Genomic DNA, 23,273 nt, shown 5'->3' with positions numbered 1-23,273 from the left:
AAGTTTTCCTCCCAAAGTTACTTGTATAACTAAAGCTAATTCGACTAACGATAGTTAACTAAACAATTGATAAACATTTTTATTGGAAATTGAAAATTGCGTATCATTGTTAATTTGTTGACAATTAATTTTAGAAATTGTTAATTACCTGTCCATTTCATTATAATTTTTTAGTCAGCGATTTTGGTATTAATAAAACGAATGCTGCATTGTTATTTCTTAATACATTGAAATAGACTGTACTTAAAGAGCATGTTACTATTAAACTAACTAATTTGATTTATAGGAGATCCTGTGAAAAAGCTAAATTTGATCATAATTTTGTTATTAATTCTTTATATCTTTGTCAATCTTTATACAATTGAAAGCTTTCCATTTGTACATTCAGACGAAATCTGGCTTGCCCTATTAAGCGAGGATATGGTAGAAGCATCAAGCTTTCAGCAAACAGAAAGCTTTTTCGACTTGTTTCCCCGAGTCCCTCATGCGATAAAGATCCTTTATCACGGTCTACAGGGAATCTGGTTCCAACTGATCGGACTTTCAATCTTTTCCATTCGCAGTTTATCCTTTGTTTTTGCATGCATCAGCTTACCCATCATGTATTCTTATTTATACGACCTATCCGAAGATCAAGGCTTGTCCCTTGGCTACACCCTTGTATTTGCTCTAAATATCCAGTTCATCTACGCAAGCCATTTTGGACGACAAGAAATCATCCTATTGGTCCTACTGCTAGCTTCACTTTTTTTAATCGCCAGGGAATCAAAGCGCGAAGCGCACATCAGAGCTCGTATCCTTTTAATCCTTGCATCAATCACAGGAATTGCAATCGGTATACACCCCAACAGCTTTTTTATCGGTGCGATGATCGCTTCAATTTTATTCGTGCGAAGTGCAGTCGAAAAAAGATTTCAAATATTCACCCTATACGTGATCCCTACAGGCATGATCGCCAGTTTCTTCATAGCGCTATCCATGAGTTGGAGAACCACCTTCTTTAAGGATTATGGCTACTTAGGCGCTCAACTTGGCACAGACGCAGCACTGACCAGCAAGATTACTCAGTTCCCGACCTTTCTGTACAAGTTGTACCACCAAATTGGCGCGACTTATTATCTTGCGCCGATTAAGTCCTACATGTTATCTTTTTTGCTGTTCTTTGCACTCCTGCTTTTGGTAATCGGATACGAAGCTCTCAAAAAATCAAAAACAGCTACTCAACATTCCTTGGATATGGTTCTTGCAGTACTTTCATTAACAGCGGCTCTGATTATCGTAGGAAGATACAATCCCACATCGATTGTCTTCTATCTTCCCCTTGGGGTTTTGATGGCTTGCGAGGTCCTTCAGCGGTTCACCACTAAAAAAGCTCATTATGTTCTATTGTCGTTGATGGTACTCTTTACCTGTTATCACACTTTTTCCATAATAACTGAAGCCCCTCTTGAGAATTATTCCGACTTTACAGCAGCAATCGCATCACAGCTTGATGAGGATGCCGTTATCTTAGGCAACTTGAATGCAGGTTTAGCCTTTGGTGGACACGTCTTTTATGATATACGCAACTTAGCTTATTTGGACAGTGCTTCATTAAGTGTTTCTGATTACCTTGAATCGAATGAGATAACCACCATCATATGGTCTGAAGAAATGGATTACATTGCAAGAAATTCGGACAAATGGTCTATACTATACGGACCAATGCCCTATTACAACGATTTAAAAGAGATACTCCAAGAGCAGTTCACACCAGCCTATCGCTTTGAGAGTCCATTATACGGCATGAGAATTGTTGATTATGCCGATGGCTATCCATGGATGATTACTATTTACAATAAAAAGCAGATACTCATCAAGTAGTATCTGCTTTTTCATATAGGTGGTCTCTTATCTTATTAATCGAAACGCAGCTATCCTCTTTATTGTCGAGTTTCAGTTCTTTTATATGACCATCTTCCTTTACTGCAAGGATCGTATCGGTTAGGTAGACCGCATCTTCAAACTGATGGGTCACCATAATTACCGTACACCGGTGTTTTTCAATCACCTTTTTGATCAGTCTTCGCAACCTGCTTCTCGTTTCTTCATCTAGACTGCTAAGCGGTTCATCAAGGATTAGAATATCGGGACTCGAGTAAAGCGCTCTGGCCATGGCTGCTCTTTGTTTCATTCCGCCTGACAATTCATGGGGAAATCTATCTCCATAACCTGTAAGTTCAACTTCATCGAGTAGTTTTTTGGCCTTTTCGACAGCCTGAAATTTGGGTTCTTTCTTTGTATCCTTATAATGACTGAGCATGATATTCTTAAGGACCGTCTGCCAGGGAAACAACTGATCGCCGTTTTGAAAAACTACCGCGGCACGTATGTCAGACACGCTGGTTATCGATCCATTAAACAAGTTGATTCTAGCGTTTGAAGCCTCAATCCCGCTTATAAAATTGAGCAAAGTTGATTTTCCCACTCCGGATTTACCTACAATGCCATAACATTTGCCCGGCTCAATTGTAAGTGATACTCCTTTAAGCAGAACGCTATCATAACCGATGTCGCAGTTCTTAAGCTCGATCATCACTTGCCTCCATCATTCCCCATTTGACCAGCGTTTTTGACTCAATAAGATCAAACAGATAAGTCTCTGTTAAATATCCAATCAGGACTACAATCAAAAGTCCCGCATAGAGCCTTGACGTATCCATGAATACTCGACTTTTAAAAATATACCAGCCTATGCCACCACTGTTTCCTATCGCACCAAATATCATTTCTGTTGTAATTAGCGCTCTCCAAGCTCTAGCCCAAGCGGCTCTAAAACCATCTAGCGCGGAAGCCAGAATAGCATATGCGTCAACGAGTAAAAATTTTCTTAATCCCTTTATGCCATAGGCTTGCGCAACTTGCTTGTAAATCGGGGGCTGGCTTTTCATCGCAATGTGAAGCGTCTTATAATATGGCCAAACTACGGCGTGCATGATCACAGCGAGTGAAGCGCTCGTTCCAATTCCAAACCAGATAATAAATAAGGGAAGTATCGCCGCCCCAGGTATAGGACTTGCGATTGAACTTAACCCAACGCACACTTCTTGAAACCGCTTTGATTTTTCACTGAGCATCGCAAGTATGATACTCAAAACGCACGAGAGAAACAAACCTATGATGAGGAGCACCAGGCTTGTGACCACATGACCAATCAATTGTCCGCTGACAAGGTCCTCAATTAGGCTAGTTAAAATCGAAGTTGGAGCAGGAAAGTACAGCTTTGAGATGACTCCGAGTCTCACTGCCACTTCAAGAAGGACTAGTAGGCCAGCAACTACATATAGATTCCCTTTATTACTGTTCATCTTCTGGATTCCATACCAATTCATCTTTGGTATAAGTGCCTTTCAAAAACTGCTCTTCTTTCATGAATTCGACAAAGTAATCAAGTCCCTTAATCGTCTGATCATACACCAGACCCATATCGTAAAGGTATTCATGTATGACGCTTTCGTCAAGGTTGAAGGCTTTGCCAAGCAAGGCGGCACTTTGATCAGGATTCTCCTTGATGAAGGCTTGCGCCTTGATGATTGCCTGATTGATATCGCTTATTACAGCGTCGTTCATCTTCTCAGAAGGATAAACGGCTCCTACGATAAAGGTGAATTCGCCACCAAAAGCTTCTTCACCCGAAAGTACTTCGTTCATTCCAAGCTTTTTTTCTTCAAATAGGTAAGGAGGCGATGTGAAATGCGCATCGATTTCATTGCTGTTTAACAGTAATTCCATGCCATCTGGATGCTTTACAGACAGCAGTGACTCGTCATAGAATGTCGAATCGCCAAGTTGCTTTTTTGCAGCCATCATCAGCAGGATATGCTGAATGCTGCCAGGCTGAGGCAGGGCGATTTTAGCCTCACCATTTAAGTCTGTCAACGACTCCACCTGCATCTGATTTGTCATCAGGCCTAGAGGAGACTCGCTTAATCCTGTGAAAAGTTTCCATGGCATACCGTTCTCATAACCGATAAGAAAAGGAGGAATACCCAAAAACCCGATGTCCAAATCGCCTGAAAGCATGGCTTCTCTGATTGCCGCCGTGTTGTTAAGCTGAATCCATTCGACACTAATCGACGGATTCTCTTTTTCAATCAGCTGCAACTCCTGACAAATCGCGAGTGGCGCATAGGCTAGACCATATTGCACCGCGACTTTCACAGTGGTCGTGTCCTTCTTTTCAGTAGAACACCCCGTGAACAAAATACTTAAACATAACAGCATCACCAGTCCGATTTTCTTCACTTTCTATTTCCTCTCTTTCCATGCCTGTATAGATTTTCATTATCAATGCCACGTATTTCAAATTGCCTGTTAAAGGCTTCAATTCTTTCAATCAATTTTTGCTCGGTAGGCGCTTTCAAAATGAGATACCCTGCTCTGGCGGATGCGTTCCTTATGTCAGGTATCTGGTCCCCTACCTTATAGTGACACTTGAAATCAAGTACCCCTTCAAGCTGCAGGATGTCTTTACGGGGAGTGATCCTTTGCACTTTACCTGGACTTGCGAAAAATAATTGTACCGTTAATTGGGATGTGTTTTCATAAAAATCGTAATCGGCGAGCAATTCTGTATCCATGTGTTCACCAGTTATCAAGTCGATTTGAGCCTTTAAGATATCAAAACCTGTTAGTTCCTTGATAAACTGATCTTCGTGGGCTCCACCGATTCTACATGCGATTTCATTGACGACAATGCCTCGGCTTCCTATTAGAAACTGAAAATAGAAAGGACCTTGTTGAATTTCGAAGGCTTCCACTATGGCTTTTGACAGACTCTCCAACTCTCTGCCCCACTTTTGCAGGTGCACCGTCGGATGCTCATGAGAGATGCAGATCCCTAACTTATCAGTATCGTCAAATGTCACCCTGTCGGTAATTGTGAGCACAGTTGCCTCTGAGTACGCTACCCATCCACTGACAGTGACTTCCTGATTTTCATAGTACTCTTCTAAAAGTACTTCTCCTGTTCTTGAATAGGTTAGGGATTCCTTGAATTTTAAAAAAGCCTCTTCAGCGCTGTCCACCTTGAAAATCCCCCTCTGCCCCTGGGAATCCGCTGGCTTTAAAACAGCCGGATAGTGAAACGACTGAAATACTGCAAGTGTGGTATCCTCATCTAGATAGATGCACTTTAGAGTCGGAATCTTTGCATGGTTTAGTCGATGCTTCATCGCTTTCTTATTGGTGACCTGATGGGCCGTTTCTCCACTTACTTGAAAAGGAAAGCTTAACTTCTCACACATTTTTGCAGCTGTAAGTACAGGTTGATCAGTCGCTGTCACAAGCACCGCTTCAGCGCCGCTTTCAAGTGCTGCCTCAAGGCTTTCCTCATAGCTGAAGGTATCGGCGAAAACTGAGTGGTCTGCCACCTCTTTACCGGGGGAGTCATTCGTATAATCGCTTACAATCACTCGATGACCGAGTTCTTTAAGCATTTTTATGGCAGAGAGCTGATTTGCCCCTCCGCCCAAAATCATCACGTTCATTTCAACATACCTCTTCTTATGGGATGATAGTAGATGATGAGTTTCATCGTTGTTTCTACTAACTTCTTCAGCGTATACCTTGATGCATGCGTCCCTTTTTTATAAACCGATACAGTCCTGTTGCCTACTTGCCCCGCATGGTTCAAGAGCTCACATGAGACATAGATGAAGGGCTGTTTAGACCTTATCGCCTTTTTATTAAGCTCCTTTGTGAAGCACCGGAAACTGGAGACTCGTTTTCCTTTCAGTATCGGATAAAAGCTCCCTATGATATGACTGATCTTATCAGAACACCACTTTCTGCCTTTACTTACGTCGCAGCTTTCATTGACGCCAAAGATCAACTGGGCTCCCTCATTCAAACCTTTTGCAAGCTTAACTATATCGTATGGGGAGTGCTTAAGATCATCATCAATCGTTGCGATTACATCTCCACTCGCTTGTTTCATTCCTTCATAAGTTGCCGCTTGCTGGCCGATATTCCCCTTTGTATTTAAAAGGATAATCCAAGACTTGTTACTTTGCCAACCTTGGATAGCAAGAACTGTATCATCGGTGCTTCCGTCGTTGACAAGGATGACTTCGATGTCACTGAACATTTCATTTTGACAAGTAGCATCTTCTACTGTTTTAAGTAGAAGGTCGATGTGATTGGTTGAATTGTACATTGGAATGATGATCGATAACTTCATATGATTTCCTCAGCAGTACATGACTTGAGCCCAGTAAAATAGTTTTTTAAGACAGATAGATCATGAAGCTGCTCCAATTCACTCCTATCGCTATACAGTGGGAGTCTGATAATGCGGTCAAAGAGTTGGTCATTTGACGATAAATCACATTGGGCACTCTTGAACTGACAGCCCATTGCCGATTGGTGCAAGGGGACGAAATGTTTTCTTACCTCTACCTCATCTTCCAACATAGCTTTGTAAAAGCGATCTGCATCATGGGTCGTGTCGAATCTAAGGTAAAACAGATGCGCGTTCGATCGGGTCATCATGCTTGAAGTCTCACTCAGGTACTCGTCCTGATAGCCTATGAAGTAACTGAGTCCATCTACCTTTAAAGCTTCAAAGACTTCAATATATTTTTTTATCTGCATCTTTCTCTTATGTAACTTATCAATAAACTCATCCAGTTGAGCGCTTAAAAAAGCCATCAAGAGATCCGATGGCGAGTAACTCGAACCGATGGATTTCCACTCATACATATCATATTCGCCGCGACTGAAGGCAATACGGTTCGTTCCTTTTTCAAGTATGATTTCCGCTGATTTTATCAGGTCCTCGTCCCCGTGATTGATTGTTAGCGCCCCACCTTCGCCTGAGGTTTCATTTTTAGTCTGATGAAAACTGAAACACCCGAAATCACCAAAGGTTCCGAGCGGTTTTCCATGATACGACGATCCAAGCGCCTGGGCGGCATCTTCGATGAGCACTAGGTTTTCATTTTTACAGTACTCGCTGATTGCCTCAATATCCTCACTCATTCCCCCGTAATGAACGACCATCACCGCTTTTGTACGCGAAGTTCTCACTTGTTTTATGGTGTCCAAAGTGATACATAAAGAACTTAGGTCTACTGGAGCGAGTACAGGTGTAGCGCCGTTTATGAGTACTGCATTGGCGGTGCTTGGAAAGGTATACGTCGGCACGATCACCTCATCACCAACAGTTATTTTTGCAAGTCTCACAGCCATTTCAAGGGCCGCCGTGCAGGATGTCGTCATCAACACCTTCTTATGATCAAGCAGCTTACTAAGTTTTACTTCGACCTCTATGGTGTTTCTTCCCCTAGACCCTATATGGCCCGACTCAAGGGTTTTTCTCAGATTATCCAGTTCATTTTGTCCATAGGATATTTTATGAAACACAGTATGTTCCTTTCTTAATGGCTTATCTTTTGTTATACTTGTACTACATAATTACAAATTTAAGGAGTTCTCATGATTATAATCGATTGTTTCGGTGAAATTTGTCCAATTCCATTACTGAAGATAAAAAAACACTTTGCCACCATGGCTGTAGGTGATCAGCTGCTTGCAAAGACCGACCATATTTGTGTGGTCGAGGCAGTAGAAGAGTTTCTAGACACCACTAGCGCCACTTGTCAGATTGATGAGCCGATGTTAGGCGTCTGGGAGATTCTAATCGTAAGATAAAACTAGCAAAAGCCCTCTTTTCCTATTTCAATAAATGCCTCTACAGATTCCTTCACCGAGGCACTTACCTTATTCAGCAGCTTACTCACCATGTAGATCGAGTAATCCATATTCAAGCCATCTACTTCCACAATGCGATATCTTTTTTCATACAATTCACGTTTTACCGCCGTATAAGGCAAAAACGAAACGCCATAATTATTTTCTATCGATGCTTTGACAGCAGAAATCGAATCGACGTCAAAGATGATCTTTAAATCGTCAAAGGCGAGTCCCGCTTGTATCAGTTCCCTGTTCAAGCAGGAATTGATGCTATCAATATTTCTTAGTGTGACAAACTCATATTTCTTAAGGTCTTCAAGAGCGATGCTTTCTGGAATCTCACTATTATAAGAAGCTACGAGAACCACCTTCTCAAGTCCTATCCTGTGGACATTTAGCTTTTTATCGTTAATCTCACAACTCACAAATCCGATGTCGCAGATATCATTGGTGATGTCTCTGATTGTCTTATCGTTACTACTCGAAATCAATTCATATTTATGGGTGCTAAACTTCTTTTTTACACGGTATAGGGTACAGGGCAGCGAATAATTGACAAGACTCCACGAGGCATTGATCCTAACGGTATCCAGTTTTTTTTCAAGTCGAACCATTTCCTCAAGCATCTTCTGATAGTTCAAACTGATGTTTTCAGAATACTTTAAAACGACCTCACCCATTTCTGTTGGAACCACACCGCTGTTTGATCGAATCAGCAGTCTATGACCAAGCTCGTCTTCTATCCTACCTATCATTTGACTCAAAGCCGATTGTGATATATGCGCATGTTGAGCAACTTTCGAGATACTTTTTGCCTCCACTACCTGCTGAAATAGTTTTAACGATTCAATGTTCATGGTTTCACCCCTACCTTCTTCAGTATTTTTCGATTTATCTAATATAGCATTAGAAATGCTTATATGTTAACTTTGTTAAAAAAATCATAAGTACTGTTTTTCAATGCTTCCTCTAGATTATATACTATTAAAAACATCAATGCCTATAAGTATTTCTTATGTTGCTTCAAGTTTATGAATGCGTCAACTTAGCGTTGTCATGATACAATAGCTTTGGAAATTGTTAATTGTGTATCAAATCATTCAAGCAAACGAGGTGGATTATGTCCGAATCAACGGGAACTAGCTCAATTAGACGCTCAAGCTCTCGCGCACCACGTAAGCCCAAGCCCAATCAAATACCCTTTGGTTTTCTCTTAGCGGTACTTATGATTGCAGTTGCTGTCGGACTTGCGACAAAATCGGCAATGATGGTCTTCTTCTGGATTACCGGCATTGCATTCGGTTTTATTTTACAACGAGCAAGATTTTGCTTTACAGCTTCTATGAGAGATCCCTACTTAACCGGGGGAACAGCCTTGACAAGAGCCGTCATTGTCGCCTTAATCCTAACAACGATAGGTTTTACTGCAATCAAATACGGATACTTTTCACAAGGTTTACCGATACCGGGTATGAGTTATGTCGTTCCAATCAGCTTTGCCACCCTTGCAGGTGCTTTCATGTTTGGAATCGGTATGGTTATCGCCGGAGGTTGCGCTTCAGGTACGCTAATGCGCGTCGGTGAAGGATTTGCAATGAACGTTATCTCACTCATCTTCTTTATAGTAGGATCACTATGGGGTGCGAATAACTTCGAGTTTTGGAAGTTTAACTTTATTTCAAAAGGAAAAGCTGTATTCCTTCCAGACGTATTCGGCTGGCTGGGAGCAGTAGTCGTTCAACTGACTGTTCTAGCGCTACTTTATGTTGCGGCAGTCAAATACGAGAAAAAGCGTTCACAATCAACTGAAAATCAAGGAGGAACAAACAATGAAGGAAGTAGTATTAGAATGTTTTGGCGAAGCGTGTCCAGTACCATTAGTAAAGGCACAAAATCAAATTAAGGATATGGAGATTGGCGATATCCTAATCGTTCAAATCGACCACAGCTGCGCAATGAAAAACATCCCGGATTGGGCACGTGGCGACGGTCATAATGTTGAAGTAGAAGAAGTTGACGATGGAGAATGGGAAGTTATCATCGAGAAGGTAAAATAAAATGTTCAAAGCCCTTTTTAATAATCTAAAAGATGAACCTATCTATAAGCAGTGGTTTCGTGAACCGCTTACCTATGTTGCCGGTGCCGTGTTGCTATCCATTTTTCAAATAGTAACGCTCGCAGCGACAGGTAATCCATGGGGTGTTTCCGGTGTCTTTGCAAATTGGGGCGCTTGGATTTTCGAAGCAGTTGGCGGCTCGGTGGATAAGTGGTACTACTTCTCCAGTGCAGGTGCGCAAAAGACACTTGAGGCGGGTTTTTTAAACCATGCCGGCACCATGAGAAATCTTGGTATTATCGTAGGTGCGCTGTTTGCCACCCTTATGGCTTCACAGTTCAAAATCAAAAAAATTAAATCCATGAAGCAGGTAATCGCTGCAATTGTCGGTGGAACCCTGATGGGCTATGGTGCACGAATTGCATTTGGTTGCAACATCGGCGCACTTTACAGTGGAATCGCATCACTTTCATTGTCTGGCTGGGTTTTTGCTATCGGTATGTTCTTTGGTGCTGTTGTTGGTAGCAAATTATTAGTAAAGTTCTTTATGTAACCATAAACTGATTACTGGAATGGGGAAAATATGAGTAGAGAAAAAAAAATAGAACATTATGATGTTGTCATCATCGGTGGCGGCGCCGCCGGTCTGACTGCAGGTATTTATGCAGGTAGAGCGAAGTTAAAGACAATTCTTATAGAAAAAGCTTTAGTGGGTGGTCTTGCAACCTATACAAATGAAATCGCAAACTACCCCGGTTTTCCTGGCGAACCTAAGGGCGAGCATATTACAGACCAAATGAAACAACAGGCAAAAGACATGGGAGTGGAATTCAAGCTCACAGATGTCAAACACGTCGACCTTGAAGGCGATGAAAAGATTGTTGAAACCTTCAGAAACAAATACATCGCAAAAACAGTGATTCTTGCAACGGGTGGCAGACCTCGCGTTACTGGTGCGCTCAACGAAGAAAACTATCTGTTCGATAAGGGTATTTCATTCTGCGCGACTTGCGACGCCGCATCCAATACGGATAAACACGTCGTAGTCATCGGTAGCGGCGATGCTGCCATTGAAGAAGGAATGTTTCTGACTAAGTTTGCAAATAAAGTTACTGTATCTGTCATGCACGACGAAGGTAAAATGGACTGTAATGAGATCGCCAAAGCCCAGGCACTGGCAAATCCTAAAATGGAGTTCGTTTGGAACACGGTTGTCGACGCATTTGAAGGTGAAGGCCATTTGGAAAGGGTCATCCTTAAAAATGTGAAAACAGGTGAGCGCTTACCGATTACCTGTGACAACTGCTTTGAATTTATCGGTTACATACCAAACACGGAGTTGTTCAAAAATATGATCCAGCTTACTCCACAAGGGTACATTGTCACAAACGACAAGATGGAGACCTCTATTCCTGGTGTATTCGCCTGTGGTGATGTTAGAGACAAATGGCTTAAGCAAGTAGCTACAGCTGTTGGTGATGGAGCAATTGCAGGTTATGCCGCAGAAAAATACATCGCCGAAACGGAAGCCTTTGAGCAAATCATCGAAGCCACAGCAGACAAAGCTGGTCTAATTTACCTCTACAATGCAATCGATGCGCCATCACGTGACTTTTTGACTACCATCGAGCAGTACGAAACAACACGCAAAAACGAAGTAGCTGTCACCAGAATCGACGTTTACAAGTCAAAAGGACTTGCCGATCGATTTGGTGTAGAAAAGTTCCCTGCTGCTGTCGCTATCAAGAATAAAGAAGTACTTGTCGTATGCTATGACGAATTATGCAAAGATGGCTTCTGTACTACCATCTTTGATAACATGATTGAAAAATCTTTAGTAATACCATCTTAACAAACACTCTCAAGTAAAAGAGGCGCATTCAATTTGAATGCGCCTCTTTTAGTTAGCTGTAATTCAAGCGGATGCAGGTTCTTATCGACCGGCACATGACTAATTGAATGCAGGGACTACTCCACCACCATAGTTTTCATTGATAAACTCGACAACCTTATCCGATTGCAAGGCTTTGACAAGCTTCACATAGGTTTCATTGTTTTCTTCACCGGCTCTAACCGTGATGACATTCGCATACGGCGACTCGCTGCCTTCTAGCAGGATCGCATCACTTGTCGGTACAAAACCAGCTTCTAAGGCATAGTTCCCATTGATGATCGCGGCATCCACATCCTGAAGCACTCTTGGCAACTGAGCAGCTTCAACGGCGACAAAGTTAAACTGATGCTGATTCTCGACAATGTCTTTTTCTGTCGCTTCAAGATTAGTGGAATCCGCTAACTTAATGAGACCTGACTGTTCTAAAAGGATCAGTGCTCTTCCGCCGTTCACAGCATCCGCAGGGATGGCGATCGTGCTGCCCTCTTTTAACTCAGCGATAGATTTCACTTTATCAGAATAGAGACCAAGCGGCTCGACATGAACAGAAGCGATCGCAGCAAGTTCAAGACCATGCTCTGCTGCAAAATTATTTTGATAAGGCACATGCTGGAAGAAGTTCGCATCCAAATCCCCCTGCGCAAGCGCTAAGTTTGGCTGAACATAATCCGTAAACTCGATAATATCCAGTTCAATTCCTTCAGTTGCCAGATCTTCCTTCACAAGTTCAAGTAGCTCCGCATGAGGTACTGGTGATGCGCCTACTTTTAAGATGATTTTCTCGCTAGATGTACCTTGGCACCCTACAAGTAAAGCTAGTACCAATCCTAATGTAACTACAAGTTTTAATGTTTTCATAAAATCCTCCGTCTTCCCTAAAGTTCTTACACTCATCGATGTTTTATAATATTGTTTGCTAACGTGTTACCACTAAACTGAACGACCTGAACAAGTACTACAATTACGATAACGGCACTGATAAGTACATTCATTTCATACCTATGTAATCCATATCGTATCGCCAGATCGCCAAGTCCTCCTCCACCAATGGCACCAGCCATTGCGGAATAACCGATCTGACCGACAATGGTAAGTGTCAAGCCGGATACGATCGCAGGCAACGCTTCTGGTAACATCACCTTCACAATAATCTGTGATTTAGATGCCCCCATCGCCCGTACCGCTTCAATAACTCCTTTATCAACCTCCTTCAATGCACTTTCGATAACTCTTCCTACAAATGGGGCCGCTCCAATTGCAAGCGGTACGATCGTAGCAGTAGTACCTATTGTCTTTCCCACCATCATTCTGGTAAGCGGGAAAAGTAAAATCATTAATATAATAAAAGGGATTGAACGTGTCATATTGACCACACTCCCCAATATTGACTGGATCACCCTATTTGGCATCAGACCGTCCTCGCCGCTGACTGCCAGTAAAATTCCAATCGGAAAACCAAGCAGAGACGCAAATACCGATGACACAACCACCATATAGAGGGTTTGCAGTGTAGGTTCGATTAAATCTAAAAACATAACTAACTCCTAACTCGCCTTGATTTTGAAGAAATCATCTGTAATGATCTTCAAGCGCTCATTTTCTTTAGTGCCCTTATTTAAGGACTCAATATGGTTGATAGATCCGTTTTCCATAAATGCGACCTTATCACATATCGATTCAATCACTTCCATCTGATGTGTGATCAGCATGATTGTCAGTCCAAACTGATCTCTCAGCTCTTTAAGCAGCGCTAAGATCTCAAGTGTTGTTTTAGGGTCGAGCGCGCTGGTCGCCTCATCGCAAAGCAGAACTTTGGGTTGATTGACAAGTGCCCGGGCAATCGCCACCCTTTGCTTTTGCCCACCACTTAACTGACTGATGCGAGCCTGAACCTTATCGCCAAGTCCGACTCTTTCTAATAGTTCAATTGCTTTTCGCTTTGCAGCATCCCTTTTCATTCCGTCGATTTCAAGGGGAAACATCACATTCTCCAGAACATCTCTTGAAGACAAAAGGTTAAAGTGCTGAAAGATCATCCCGATCTCTTTACGCTTGCCATTCAGCTGCGATTCTGTTAATTCATTGATGATGACATCATCTACACCAATCGATCCCGAATCCGAACCTTCAAGACCGTTGATCAATCTTATAAGCGTCGACTTGCCTGCTCCACTTAGTCCGATAATGCCGAATATTTCACCCTTTTCAATCGTCAGTGTGACATCCTTTACAGCCTGCACCTTCTGATGGATCGTTCTATACTCTTTTGAAACCCTGTTTACGGTAATCATGATGCCTCCTATTGACATATATGTGATATATTAACACTAGACCAGTATAAAAAGAACGCTTATGAGCGTTTATTTTTAATGATCAACCATTTTGATATTAAAAAAGCTACTCCAAAGAGTAGCTTATAAAATAATCTCATCTCTCGGATTCTCCGCAGGATTTAGCACCTTAATCGAAATTAGGTTGCTGGGTTTCATCGGGCCTGTCCCTCCACCACTCTTGATAAGTGATCTATTCAATTGTCTAACGAAAATTACTATCAACTAACTTAGATACATTCTAAAGGCTATCTTATCATCTGTCAACCCTCAATTTAAAAAGATAAAACAACCACAATAGAGAATGGTCGATTACTCAAGCGGCTTCAGATTTTCTTTACCAGTCATGTCTTTGATCATGTTTACAAGTAAATTGATCTCTTCTTGAATATCGTCTAAGCTGACCACTTCGCTAGGGGAGTGCATATAGCGCAGGGGTAGAGAGATAAGGGCAACAGGTACACCCTTGCCGGTAAAACGCATTCTGTCCGCATCGGTTCCTGTGCGATTTGGCGTCAATTCAAATTGCAGTTTGTGTTCATATTTTTTCGCAGTCGCCTTGATCATGTCGTTGATCTTAAAATTGATTTGTGACCCATATGAAATAACAGGACCGCCGCCAAGTTTGACATCGCCATCCTTTTTAAGGTTGGCACCTGGTCCATCTGTTGCAAAGGTCACATCACAAGCAATCGCCATATCGGGTTGAATCTGTGCAGTAGCAAAATGTGCACCACCTGCTGTGGTTTCTTCATTGACGGTACTTACACCGTACACTCCCACGTTCAAATCTTCTTTCGAAAGCGCTTTGATCACTTCGCCAACGATAAAGGCACCAGACCGGTTGTCTAGGGCACGGGCAGACATCGTATTATTCAGCAGATAGTCATAATCCATATCGTAAATGACATAGTCGCCTACACTTACAAGTTCTTTGATAGCGTCTTTTGAAGACGCTCCACAATCGATCGTCAGATCCTCGACTTTGATCTCTCCCTTTTCGCCTCCTTTATGCTCAGCATTGACAGAAACCACACCCTTAACGACTTCTTTTCCATAGATCCTAACACGGCTGCCTAGGGCAAGTTTCGGGTTGATGCCACCTGCACGGTTGACATAGACAAAGCCCTTATCGTCGATGTATTGAACCATAAACGCAATCTCATCACAGTGCCCTGCCAATAAGACCTTGAAGGCCGCCTCCGGATTCAAAATAGCGATCGCGTTTCCTGAGAAGTCTGTCTCCATTTTATGGGCATAAGGTTTAAGTTCATTCATCCAAAGCTTCTGTATAGCCACCTCGTCCCCAGATGGCGACGGGCATTTGATCAGTGTTTCTAAAAATTTCTTATTCATAATATCCCCCTTGTCCTTTAGTCTACAAGACTAATTTTACATTACGCCTTCATGAAAGCAAAGTCATTACTTCCTAAAGTTCAAATGAAACTCACTGCCTATCCTGCAAGGCTTGCAATAGATGTATCCCCCCTGCTTTCGCATGATTTCTTGCGCAAGATACAGTCCAAGTCCGATTCCCTCCTGATCATCTGCAGTATCTGACCGGTAGAATCGCTTGAATACATGGTTGACCTCTTCTGATGAGACACCTATGCCTTCGTCTTTTACAAGTACGGTGTGAAACATTTCGTTTTCCGTCACTTTCAAGCAAATTTTAGTCTGGCGTTGACTGTATTTCACAGCATTGTCCACCACATTAAAAATCGCTTCCGTACTCCATTTCTTATCATGTCTTATCAGGATATCCTCAGGCTTATAATCAATCATGATGTCCTTGTTACTCGCTTTTAGGTGAACCTGACTAATCACGTCTAAGAGAGTCAGGTTGATGTTCTCATTTTTCACAGTCACATCGATACATCCCGACTCGATTCTAGAAAGCTTCATCAGGGATTCGACAAGCCACTCCAGTTTTTCAGTCTGCCTGATGATTTTTTCTAAAAACGCATCTTCATTCGTTTCTAAAAAAAGACTCTGATACATCTTCATATTGGTCAGTGGCGTTTTAAGCTGGTGGGATATGTCTCCGATAAGCGCCTGTAGACGTGTTCTTTCGTCCGTTTCCTTACGCTGCATGACCCTTATTTGGTCACTGAACTTCAGCATTTGATGTTGCAGCTTCGACACTAGGTCATCTGATGCCACCGCACCCGATTCGATTTCCTTGCCATCGATCAGGCTTTGCACTTGATCACTCAAGGATACCATCTCGCTCTGAAGCGCTCCCTTGATCCAATGTGTCTTATAGCCCTGTAGTAGCAAAAGCGCCACAATAAGGACACTTAAAGGGTACTTCAGCGGCGTTGCGAGTAAAAACAAAATCACGAGAACAATAAAAACCGTTAAGGCGATGCAAACGTCAATAATTTTCATTTGATTCGCTCCATTTATATCCGATGCCAAAGATCGTTTGAATCCATCTACCGTCAGGGTCCATCTTCTTACGAAGTCGGTTGACCGTCACACTCACCGTCCCCTCATTGACAAACTCTCCGTCCACATCCCATATGCCTTCCAGCAGCATGCCTTTGGTTACAACCTTGCCACGCGCCGCAATCAGATAGCTTAAGATCTGGTGCTCCCGCTTTGTAAGTTTTACAGGTGCACTGTCAATTTCAAGTTGACACCTATCCTTATCATAGCTTAGTCCTTTAATCGCATAAGTGCTCGTCCGGGTGTTTCTCCTTATGATCACATTCACCCTCTCCTTTAATACAGGCAGTGAGAAGGGTTTGGTGATATAATCCTCACATCCTAGACTAAATCCATTTAACATGTCCTCTTCCAAGTTCTTTGCCGTTAAGAACAGAATCGGGCACTTGAAACATTTTGAAAGTGTGAATCCGTCTGTTCCAGGCAGATTGACATCGAGTATCGCAAGATCGTAGTTGAAGTCGTTGATGACCTCTTTTCCAAAACTCTGAACGACAAAATGCCCTTCTTTCGAAAGGGCATAGGTCAGGCCGTCGTTTATATCCAAATCATCTTCAACAATTAAGATTTTAGCCATAAGAACTCCTATTCTACAACGTTAAGTCTTTGCATGAGACTGTCACTGTTAAACACTTTAAAGCTGAATCTAGGTACAGATGCGACAATCACATAATAGATGACGCATAAACCGACAAGAGGCAGCCCCTGCCTGAACATGACCTTGCCGACCACCATCATGCCTAGCGGTATCGATAGGACGGTTGTCACACCCACAGCAAGTAGCAGCACATAAAGCCCTTCAAAGTACAGCATACCTTTTAGCTGACTGCTGGTCATGCCTACGGACTGCATCACAGCGAACTCGCGTTTTCTAACCAGTATGCCCGTACTTGTCATATTGATGAAATTCATGATTCCAATCAGTGCCAAAATGCCGCTTAAGCTGTAGCCGACCATTCTTATCATCGTAAGGAATCCCTTGATTTCTTCAATGTAGTCAAACCTTGATTTTATCACGATATACGGGTACATTTTTAAAAGTGCCTCTTTGGAAGATTCCATATCCCCTTCTACCATGACAGTCATCGCAGGTACAGTATCGTCCGAATGGATAAACCCTTGTAGCGTGCCCGAGGTATAACTTTGATCGTACAGGTATAAGGGCAGTTCGTCTACCACTGCAACGATTTCGTATTCTTTTCCTTCTATTTGAAGGCTATCACCCAACTTAACCGGCACCTCTTTCCTACCTTCATCATCAAAAAACAAGCTGTCTATTACAATCTGATCAGGTTCAAGCGAGGTTCCGATTTCTCCTTTTATCACATAATCAGTCAATTTTTCTAGAACAAACGTATCCGCATGGTAGACTTCTATATCAAGTGTTTGGTCCGCAAGTCTGACGATATGCTCCTCTACTGAAAAGGCATGCGTTACGACTCCCAGTTCATCAATATCATCTAGTAACGAATCAGAAAGTGTTCTTCCATCATTATTGTAAGTAAAATACTGGGCATTACCAATAAGGTAATCCGAACCGATAATGCGGTCTAAATGCTCCTTGGGGTCCACACTGGCCACTAGCATGAGTGCGCCATTCAGCACTAGAAGACTTAAGCTTAAAGACATGACCACCATAATCGCTTTTCTTTTGACCCTAAAAAGATTCTGCCATGCCATCTGATGGATTCTATTGCCTTGTTTTCTCCGTTTGCTTTGCTTCACATACTTATAGTTTACCTCGACTGATTTGACAGCCTCAATCGGCGAAACTCCCGATGCGACTTTAGCGGGAATGGCACAGCTGAGCAGTACCGTAAGTGTGGTTAAAACGCCCGACACAAGAAAAATCAAGCCATTGAAGGAGATTTTTATGGTCTGAAGATTCAAAGTTTCAAGGACAAGAGGTGTGAATTTCACACCAAAAAAGTAGCCGATGGCAAGACCTACAGGTAGGCTGAGTATCAACAGATACATCGCTTGTCCAAATACTATTTTTTTAATTTGCTTCTGAGTGGTACCTACTGTTTTCAGCAAGCCGTAGTAATTGATATCCTTTTGTACGGCAATCAGGTAAATGTTATAGATAATAAGATAGCCGCTCATCATCAACATGCCTATCAATAAGCCATAGGAGATTAAATCCTTTATTTGAATATGACTGATATCGCCAACATATGCCCAGTTCGTACCATACTTTATTTCATCAGGGTTCATCCCCTTGTCGCTGATCATCTTCTCAAACTTATTTGATGTATTGAACTTATTTGCGAACTCAATACCTAAATCATTGGCACCCAGCATGTTTGGTCCGATTCCATCCGTGACGACACTTGCCTTAAATGCCTCGGACATGATCAAAAAGCTGGTGTGGCTATAGATGTTCCCTTCATATACCCCGATAAGCTTCAAATCATACGAATTGACTTCATCGCCAATCTGCAATTGGAGTGTGACGTTTTGACCAGGTTCATGAGGCAAATCCAATAAATCCAAAGTGATCGTATCAAGAATGATTTCATCCTTTGCTACAGGCAGATCCCCATCCACACTAACAAAGGCTTGTCTCCTATAGTTTTCATCCATCGTTCTGACTTCAATCGACCGCTTGATTAAGCGCTCATCCTCCACTATACCCAAGATGGTCGAAACACCATAGGCTTTAACAAGGTGATGGTCCTTAAGCAAATCTACCTGCTGCTCCGTTAACCGCTTGAATCCACCATGAGCGCTTGATCCTACTTGAAGCGCCATTGATTTTTCACTTGAATCGATCAAACTCGCAGTAATTGTGAACGCACTGGTCAACAGCACACAGGTCAGGATGACCGAAAGCATGGTCATCACAGACCTCGCCTTATGGTTGATCAGGCTATTGATGATCATCTTGTTGATGATTGAGGAATTATTGTTTTTAATCATCAGACAACCTTCCCATCTTCGATGTGGACAACGCGGTCCGCCATCTGAGCGATTTCTAAGTTGTGGGTGATAAGGACCACCGTTTGATTGAACTTCTCACTCGACAGCTTAAGGAGTCCCATCACTTCCTGACTTGTGTGGCTGTCAAGGTTGCCTGTCGGCTCATCTGCTAAAAGAATCAAAGGCTTAGTCGCCAGAGCCCTGGCAATCGCGACACGCTGCTGTTGACCACCCGACAAATGGGATGGCAAGCTGTAGATCTTGTCCGAAATGCCAAGCATCTCAAAAATAGTTTCAATATGAGCCTCATCCACCTTCACACCGTCAAGTGCAAGCGGGAGTGTCACGTTTTCATAAACATTAAGCGTCGGAATCAGATTGTAGCTCTGAAACACAAAACCGATATTGCGTCTTCTGTAAACCGTCAGTTCATCCGGTTTCATATCCTTGATCGAGGTGTTGTCGATAATGACCTCACCCTCCGTCTGCTTATCAAGTCCGCCTAACATATGTAGGAGTGTACTCTTACCACTGCCCGACTTACCGACAACTGCTACAAACTCACCTTTTTTAATAGAAATATCAACACCATCAAGTGCTCTGACAACATGTTCCGATTGAGAATAATGCTTTTTCAACTGCTTGGTTTTTAGTATCATAACTACCTCCTAACCCAATCATAGAACAAACTTATTACAAAGTTGATACAAGGCTTAAAGAATAGGTATCGTAGCATAGAACTTAACTCACAAAAATATTATTAACTACCTATTGCTCAGTATAGCTCCCAGTGATCTCGATGGTGTTTCCATCAGGGTCATCGACGATAAAATGATAATAAGGCGATGAGATGTTGATGTACATGATATCCGATAGCTTGCCAATATTCAGTTCTTTGATTCTCTTATATTCCTCGTTCAGATCGTCGATGTAAAAGTTCAGGACAATATTGTTTCCGTATACCGTTTTTCTTCTTAAATGTTCGATGTATGCACGGTTATAATGCACTTGTACATCACTTTTGGAATCGATCAGCTCTTCATCGTATTTGGGATTGAGTAAGGCTATGCAGTGTCCACTGAAATTAAACTCTGTCCATCGGTCGTATCTCAGCACAGACGCCTTCATTTGCAGCAAGGCTTCATAAAACGCGATTGATTGTTCCATGTCCTTCACAATAAGATAAGTTGAACCTAAATTAAGCATATGCTCCTCCGTTAAAATAAATTCCATTTAATACCAAACGCGTGTCGCTGGGAAGTCGATACCATCTGACACATGCTATTGTCTAATTCCTTTTCACAATAATTGATCAACATCTTTTCATAGGTACCGTCAAAAGGGTACTCAGAACATTCAATCCTTCTGAGCAATTCATCTCTAGTCGATTCAACCTTTTTGACCAACTCATCGCTATAACCATATAGCCTCTGATTCACAAGAAATTCATCCTCATCAACTACTTTCCAGCTGCCGTCAGCACTTTTTTCCAAGTCGACATCCAAGTCGATATAGGTTATGATTTTATTTTCATATTCTATAGGCAGTCCTATGTTGACGTAGTACTCGAGTCCGCCTTCCTCATTCAGGTTGAAAAAACAGTTAAAATACTCCTTAAAGTAAAAGACCTCGACGCAAACGCTGTTTAAGATGAAATCGCGTCCCTTAGTATGATGATTGAGCACTCTGCCTGGCAGACCTATCAAGATTACTTTCTCATGATCTTCTTTATATATATTCGATCCCCATTCATAGTGCAATTTACCGTCATGTTTGTAGGACTGAACCTGTATGCTTTTCTTATCCATGTTTCTCCTCATCAAATTCTCTACCAAATAACAATACACATCAAGCCCTTACTCCTACTATTCTACTAAAAAAAAGCACCTCATTGTGCTATTTAAGATAAATGTAATAGAAGTACTTCAACCGATTACAAAATCAGCAAAGAATGCATATTTTACCACCTTCTAAGTAGCACAAGCACAGTATAATTTTGTATAATATAGGGGTGGCAAAAAAAAAAAGAAGGATGGTATTTGGGCATGGAAAGCGAAAAAATCATACGTGAAAATCATGATGTTTTAACGATGTTGGATGAACTCTTAGAGGAAAGGGAACAACAGTGGTGGGATGATTTTTATAAAAATCGAAACAGGAAGGTTCCATTTTTTAAGGATTGTCCAGACGACAACCTGGTGAAGCTTATCGACTCCTTGGATGAAAAGCCGAAAAGCGCCCTAGATATCGGTTGCGGCAACGGAAGAAACTCCCTCTACCTTAAAAGTCATAAAATCAAGGTAACAGGAATCGATATTTCAAAAGAATCCATTCAGTGGGCAAGCGAAAAGAACGATAAGAATGACCCGACAAAGGCAGAATTTGAAACTGTTTCTTTTTTTGACTTTAAGCCGCCTGTGACTCACTACGACTTTATTTACGACAGCGGCTGCTTGCACCATATCAAGCCCCATCGAAGACCCGAATACCTAGCAAAGATAGCATCCTTACTGCCTGCAGATGGCCTATTTGCGCTGAACTGCTTTAACCTTATGGTTGGAGCGAACCTATCCGATTATGACGTCTATCGAAACAATAGCATGAGCGGTGGCTTAGGTTACTCAAAAGAGAAACTGACGAGCATACTCGAAGATCATTTCAAAATCATCAGCTTTGAGCAGATGACAAGTAACAATAATGATAAGACCATGAACCTAGACATCTTATGGTATGTTATCATGAAACGAAAAGACTGAACCGTCAATTGTTAAGGAAAACTCTCTTTACATTTATCACCAAATGCTTGTCAGAGGGAAGTTGATACCGAGAGCCATCCTTAACACAGGTCCACATTGTTTGATTTTCTTTCTTTGGCGAACACTTCATTGCGTTCTCAACACGAATAAAAAGTCACCCCAACTCACAATTAAAGTGCAGAGTATACGGGTGACTGCTATCTAATTACGAAATATAGAATCAATCTAATTCACTTCTTTAAACAAAATAGGGATACCATCAGTTTCATTCAGCTTAAAGAAAGTTATAAATCTATCTGCAGATAAATCTCCACTGTTCATTTTCTTCATCAATTTCTTGCTCTTCCTAATTATGAAATGCTTATGATCACCTAAAAATGTAAAGCATGTTCCTGATGTCATATTAAATGAATCAAATTTTATCAAACGAGTAAATAATAGCGTTCCTATATCTATCGAACTACTTAATCCAATATCTATGAACTCAATCCTCTTCTCATCATTAAAAAGATCTTTCACGCAAACAGTTTTCTGCTCTCTATCAAAGTCAACAACCTCAAAAAGTGAAGTTTCAGCGTCTTTCATAGCTGCGATAACTATTCTTTCTTCTTCATGTAATTCATTATCATATTTTTCGATAAACTTTAATAATTGACTCTTGCCATCATTCCATTTCTCGTAGATAGCAAAATCCATAAGGTAATCAATATCAGTATTATTGTTAAAAACGATGGTATCATTCTCCAAAACCTCAAGCAATTCTGCTGCTCTCAAAATAACCTCTTTATCGAGAAATTCCTCAATTATTTTACGATGACTTTGTTTATTTAATTCTCAATAACTACGATATTTTTCAACTACATTCATCTTCAAACCACCTTTTCACCATTTGTCGAACACCGCCACTCGAATGAATAATGCACACTTTGTCTAGCATAATCGTAAATGTCCAAAAAGCACTGCCAGACAAGAAAGGTACACACAACAATAATACATTGCAAGACATCATTTGAAAAGACTGAAATAGCTGTTAGTTCATTTGAAAACTCGTCGATTTACTCTCATAATCAAAAGACAGTCGATACCACGAGGTAAATTCCCACCGATTTAAATTACATTAAATCCCAAA

The 23,273-nt window shown here is 41.6% G+C and carries 25 protein-coding genes and 1 riboswitch; of the genes, 7 read left to right on the top strand and 18 right to left on the bottom strand.

The window, feature by feature from the left end; all coding sequences use genetic code 11:
- The first annotated feature begins 294 nt into the window (after positions 1-294).
- Positions 295-1,863, top strand: coding sequence for a hypothetical protein (locus DWB64_RS02970; RefSeq protein WP_129486699.1), 1,569 nt, complete (start codon positions 295-297; stop codon positions 1,861-1,863).
- On the opposite strand, the gene DWB64_RS02965 is transcribed toward DWB64_RS02970, so the two are convergent.
- From DWB64_RS02965 to DWB64_RS02940, 6 genes are read right to left on the bottom strand one after another with little or no spacing between them, the layout of a single operon-like run.
- Entirely contained in the window at positions 1,856-2,575 is a 720-nt protein-coding gene (locus DWB64_RS02965) for an ABC transporter ATP-binding protein (RefSeq protein ID WP_129486698.1), read from the bottom strand. The genes DWB64_RS02970 and DWB64_RS02965 overlap by 8 nt on opposite strands.
- Positions 2,562-3,347, bottom strand: a complete 786-nt coding sequence (locus DWB64_RS02960; protein ID WP_164980204.1) for an ABC transporter permease — start codon at positions 3,345-3,347, stop codon at positions 2,562-2,564. Before DWB64_RS02960 ends, DWB64_RS02965 begins: the two co-directional genes overlap by 14 nt.
- Positions 3,337-4,284 carry an ABC transporter substrate-binding protein gene (locus DWB64_RS02955; protein ID WP_206736642.1) on the bottom strand — a complete coding sequence of 316 codons (948 nt, stop codon included), beginning with the start codon at positions 4,282-4,284 and terminating at the stop codon, positions 3,337-3,339. Before DWB64_RS02955 ends, DWB64_RS02960 begins: the two co-directional genes overlap by 11 nt.
- A complete protein-coding gene (locus DWB64_RS02950; protein WP_129486696.1) occupies positions 4,281-5,528 on the bottom strand; it encodes an ATP-grasp domain-containing protein in 1,248 nt (415 codons plus the stop codon). The genes DWB64_RS02955 and DWB64_RS02950 overlap by 4 nt, the downstream gene beginning before the upstream one ends.
- Positions 5,525-6,220 carry a glycosyltransferase gene (locus DWB64_RS02945; RefSeq protein WP_129486695.1) on the bottom strand — a complete coding sequence of 232 codons (696 nt, stop codon included), beginning with the start codon at positions 6,218-6,220 and terminating at the stop codon, positions 5,525-5,527. Before DWB64_RS02945 ends, DWB64_RS02950 begins: the two co-directional genes overlap by 4 nt.
- Positions 6,217-7,404 carry an aminotransferase class I/II-fold pyridoxal phosphate-dependent enzyme gene (locus tag DWB64_RS02940; protein WP_164980203.1) on the bottom strand — a complete coding sequence of 396 codons (1,188 nt, stop codon included), beginning with the start codon at positions 7,402-7,404 and terminating at the stop codon, positions 6,217-6,219. The genes DWB64_RS02945 and DWB64_RS02940 overlap by 4 nt, the downstream gene beginning before the upstream one ends.
- 72 nt (positions 7,405-7,476) lie before the next feature.
- Between DWB64_RS02940 and DWB64_RS02935 the strand changes: the two genes are divergently transcribed.
- Positions 7,477-7,692 (top strand): sulfurtransferase TusA family protein, encoded by a 216-nt coding sequence (locus DWB64_RS02935; protein ID WP_129486693.1) that lies wholly within the window; start codon positions 7,477-7,479, stop codon positions 7,690-7,692.
- A gap of 2 nt (positions 7,693-7,694) precedes the next feature.
- Here the strand turns inward: DWB64_RS02935 and DWB64_RS02930 are convergent, their stop codons facing one another.
- Entirely contained in the window at positions 7,695-8,591 is an 897-nt protein-coding gene (locus tag DWB64_RS02930) for a LysR family transcriptional regulator (protein WP_129486692.1), read from the bottom strand.
- Positions 8,592-8,854: 263 nt separating this feature from the next.
- Here DWB64_RS02930 and DWB64_RS02925 point away from each other — a divergent pair, with 263 nt between their 5' ends.
- The 4 genes from DWB64_RS02925 to DWB64_RS02910 are packed head-to-tail and all read left to right on the top strand — an operon-like array spanning position 8,855 to position 11,643.
- The gene (locus DWB64_RS02925) at positions 8,855-9,637 is read left to right on the top strand and encodes a YeeE/YedE thiosulfate transporter family protein (protein WP_129486691.1); all 783 of its coding nucleotides are present in this window, start codon (positions 8,855-8,857) and stop codon (positions 9,635-9,637) included.
- Positions 9,564-9,791 carry a sulfurtransferase TusA family protein gene (locus DWB64_RS02920; protein WP_129486690.1) on the top strand — a complete coding sequence of 76 codons (228 nt, stop codon included), beginning with the start codon at positions 9,564-9,566 and terminating at the stop codon, positions 9,789-9,791. Before DWB64_RS02925 ends, DWB64_RS02920 begins: the two co-directional genes overlap by 74 nt.
- Position 9,792: 1 nt before the next feature.
- Positions 9,793-10,344, top strand: a complete 552-nt coding sequence (locus tag DWB64_RS02915) for a YeeE/YedE thiosulfate transporter family protein (RefSeq protein WP_129486689.1) — start codon at positions 9,793-9,795, stop codon at positions 10,342-10,344.
- 30 nt (positions 10,345-10,374) lie between these two features.
- Positions 10,375-11,643 (top strand): FAD-dependent oxidoreductase, encoded by a 1,269-nt coding sequence (locus DWB64_RS02910; protein WP_129486688.1) that lies wholly within the window; start codon positions 10,375-10,377, stop codon positions 11,641-11,643.
- 99 nt (positions 11,644-11,742) lie between these two features.
- Here DWB64_RS02910 and DWB64_RS02905 read toward each other — a convergent pair whose 3' ends face one another.
- The 10 genes from DWB64_RS02905 to DWB64_RS02860 form a co-directional block, all read right to left on the bottom strand.
- On the bottom strand, positions 11,743-12,543 hold the full coding sequence (locus DWB64_RS02905; RefSeq protein WP_129486687.1) for a MetQ/NlpA family ABC transporter substrate-binding protein: 801 nt from the start codon (positions 12,541-12,543) through the stop codon (positions 11,743-11,745).
- Positions 12,544-12,575: 32 nt separating this feature from the next.
- Entirely contained in the window at positions 12,576-13,220 is a 645-nt protein-coding gene (locus tag DWB64_RS02900) for a methionine ABC transporter permease (protein ID WP_129486686.1), read from the bottom strand.
- A gap of 9 nt (positions 13,221-13,229) precedes the next feature.
- Positions 13,230-13,976, bottom strand: coding sequence for a methionine ABC transporter ATP-binding protein (locus tag DWB64_RS02895; protein WP_129486685.1), 747 nt, complete (start codon positions 13,974-13,976; stop codon positions 13,230-13,232).
- A 133-nt stretch (positions 13,977-14,109) separates the two neighbouring features.
- Positions 14,110-14,206, bottom strand: a riboswitch (SAM riboswitch).
- A gap of 121 nt (positions 14,207-14,327) precedes the next feature.
- Complete coding sequence (locus DWB64_RS02890) at positions 14,328-15,371, bottom strand: M20/M25/M40 family metallo-hydrolase (protein ID WP_129486684.1); 1,044 nt, start codon at positions 15,369-15,371, stop codon at positions 14,328-14,330.
- Between the two features lie 66 nt (positions 15,372-15,437).
- A complete protein-coding gene (locus DWB64_RS02885) occupies positions 15,438-16,406 on the bottom strand; it encodes a sensor histidine kinase KdpD (RefSeq protein ID WP_129486683.1) in 969 nt (322 codons plus the stop codon).
- Positions 16,393-17,043 carry a response regulator transcription factor gene (locus DWB64_RS02880; RefSeq protein WP_129486682.1) on the bottom strand — a complete coding sequence of 217 codons (651 nt, stop codon included), beginning with the start codon at positions 17,041-17,043 and terminating at the stop codon, positions 16,393-16,395. The genes DWB64_RS02885 and DWB64_RS02880 overlap by 14 nt, the downstream gene beginning before the upstream one ends.
- An 8-nt stretch (positions 17,044-17,051) precedes the next feature.
- Positions 17,052-19,388: an ABC transporter permease gene (locus DWB64_RS02875; protein WP_129486681.1), complete on the bottom strand. Its 2,337-nt coding sequence runs from the start codon at positions 19,386-19,388 to the stop codon at positions 17,052-17,054.
- A complete protein-coding gene (locus DWB64_RS02870) occupies positions 19,388-20,047 on the bottom strand; it encodes an ABC transporter ATP-binding protein (protein ID WP_129486680.1) in 660 nt (219 codons plus the stop codon). Before DWB64_RS02870 ends, DWB64_RS02875 begins: the two co-directional genes overlap by 1 nt.
- A gap of 109 nt (positions 20,048-20,156) precedes the next feature.
- The gene (locus DWB64_RS02865) at positions 20,157-20,594 is read right to left on the bottom strand and encodes a VOC family protein (protein ID WP_164980202.1); all 438 of its coding nucleotides are present in this window, start codon (positions 20,592-20,594) and stop codon (positions 20,157-20,159) included.
- An 11-nt stretch (positions 20,595-20,605) separates the two neighbouring features.
- Positions 20,606-21,196: a DUF402 domain-containing protein gene (locus DWB64_RS02860; protein WP_164980201.1), complete on the bottom strand. Its 591-nt coding sequence runs from the start codon at positions 21,194-21,196 to the stop codon at positions 20,606-20,608.
- 237 nt (positions 21,197-21,433) lie between these two features.
- On the opposite strand from DWB64_RS02860, the gene DWB64_RS02855 reads away from it, so the two are divergent.
- Complete coding sequence (locus tag DWB64_RS02855; RefSeq protein ID WP_129486677.1) at positions 21,434-22,144, top strand: class I SAM-dependent methyltransferase; 711 nt, start codon at positions 21,434-21,436, stop codon at positions 22,142-22,144.
- 225 nt (positions 22,145-22,369) lie between these two features.
- Here the strand turns inward: DWB64_RS02855 and DWB64_RS02850 are convergent, their stop codons facing one another.
- A complete protein-coding gene (locus tag DWB64_RS02850; protein ID WP_129486676.1) occupies positions 22,370-22,918 on the bottom strand; it encodes a hypothetical protein in 549 nt (182 codons plus the stop codon).
- Positions 22,919-23,273: the final 355 nt, after the last annotated feature.

It is taken from the genome of Fusibacter sp. A1 (genome assembly GCF_004125825.1).
In the GTDB taxonomy this organism is placed as follows: Bacteria; Bacillota; Clostridia; order Peptostreptococcales; family Acidaminobacteraceae; genus QQWI01.
Note: the sequence above shows the minus strand (reverse complement) of the source record. Positions and strands in the feature narration are given on the sequence as shown.

Coding starts and splice junctions, on each gene's coding strand:
- DWB64_RS02925 (WP_129486691.1), top strand. CDS start 8,855: ATGTCCGAATCAACGGGAACTAGCTCAATTAGACGCTCAAGCTCTCGC.
- DWB64_RS02960 (WP_164980204.1), bottom strand. CDS start 3,347: ATGAACAGTAATAAAGGGAATCTATATGTAGTTGCTGGCCTACTAGTC.
- DWB64_RS02860 (WP_164980201.1), bottom strand. CDS start 21,196: ATGGATAAGAAAAGCATACAGGTTCAGTCCTACAAACATGACGGTAAA.
- DWB64_RS02895 (WP_129486685.1), bottom strand. CDS start 13,976: ATGATTACCGTAAACAGGGTTTCAAAAGAGTATAGAACGATCCATCAG.
- DWB64_RS02910 (WP_129486688.1), top strand. CDS start 10,375: ATGAGTAGAGAAAAAAAAATAGAACATTATGATGTTGTCATCATCGGT.
- DWB64_RS02875 (WP_129486681.1), bottom strand. CDS start 19,388: ATGATTAAAAACAATAATTCCTCAATCATCAACAAGATGATCATCAAT.
- DWB64_RS02930 (WP_129486692.1), bottom strand. CDS start 8,591: ATGAACATTGAATCGTTAAAACTATTTCAGCAGGTAGTGGAGGCAAAA.
- DWB64_RS02865 (WP_164980202.1), bottom strand. CDS start 20,594: ATGCTTAATTTAGGTTCAACTTATCTTATTGTGAAGGACATGGAACAA.
- DWB64_RS02950 (WP_129486696.1), bottom strand. CDS start 5,528: ATGAACGTGATGATTTTGGGCGGAGGGGCAAATCAGCTCTCTGCCATA.
- DWB64_RS02855 (WP_129486677.1), top strand. CDS start 21,434: ATGGAAAGCGAAAAAATCATACGTGAAAATCATGATGTTTTAACGATG.
- DWB64_RS02890 (WP_129486684.1), bottom strand. CDS start 15,371: ATGAATAAGAAATTTTTAGAAACACTGATCAAATGCCCGTCGCCATCT.
- DWB64_RS02965 (WP_129486698.1), bottom strand. CDS start 2,575: ATGATCGAGCTTAAGAACTGCGACATCGGTTATGATAGCGTTCTGCTT.
- DWB64_RS02905 (WP_129486687.1), bottom strand. CDS start 12,543: ATGAAAACATTAAAACTTGTAGTTACATTAGGATTGGTACTAGCTTTA.
- DWB64_RS02885 (WP_129486683.1), bottom strand. CDS start 16,406: ATGAAAATTATTGACGTTTGCATCGCCTTAACGGTTTTTATTGTTCTC.
- DWB64_RS02880 (WP_129486682.1), bottom strand. CDS start 17,043: ATGGCTAAAATCTTAATTGTTGAAGATGATTTGGATATAAACGACGGC.
- DWB64_RS02935 (WP_129486693.1), top strand. CDS start 7,477: ATGATTATAATCGATTGTTTCGGTGAAATTTGTCCAATTCCATTACTG.
- DWB64_RS02945 (WP_129486695.1), bottom strand. CDS start 6,220: ATGAAGTTATCGATCATCATTCCAATGTACAATTCAACCAATCACATC.
- DWB64_RS02915 (WP_129486689.1), top strand. CDS start 9,793: ATGTTCAAAGCCCTTTTTAATAATCTAAAAGATGAACCTATCTATAAG.
- DWB64_RS02870 (WP_129486680.1), bottom strand. CDS start 20,047: ATGATACTAAAAACCAAGCAGTTGAAAAAGCATTATTCTCAATCGGAA.
- DWB64_RS02920 (WP_129486690.1), top strand. CDS start 9,564: ATGAAGGAAGTAGTATTAGAATGTTTTGGCGAAGCGTGTCCAGTACCA.
- DWB64_RS02900 (WP_129486686.1), bottom strand. CDS start 13,220: ATGTTTTTAGATTTAATCGAACCTACACTGCAAACCCTCTATATGGTG.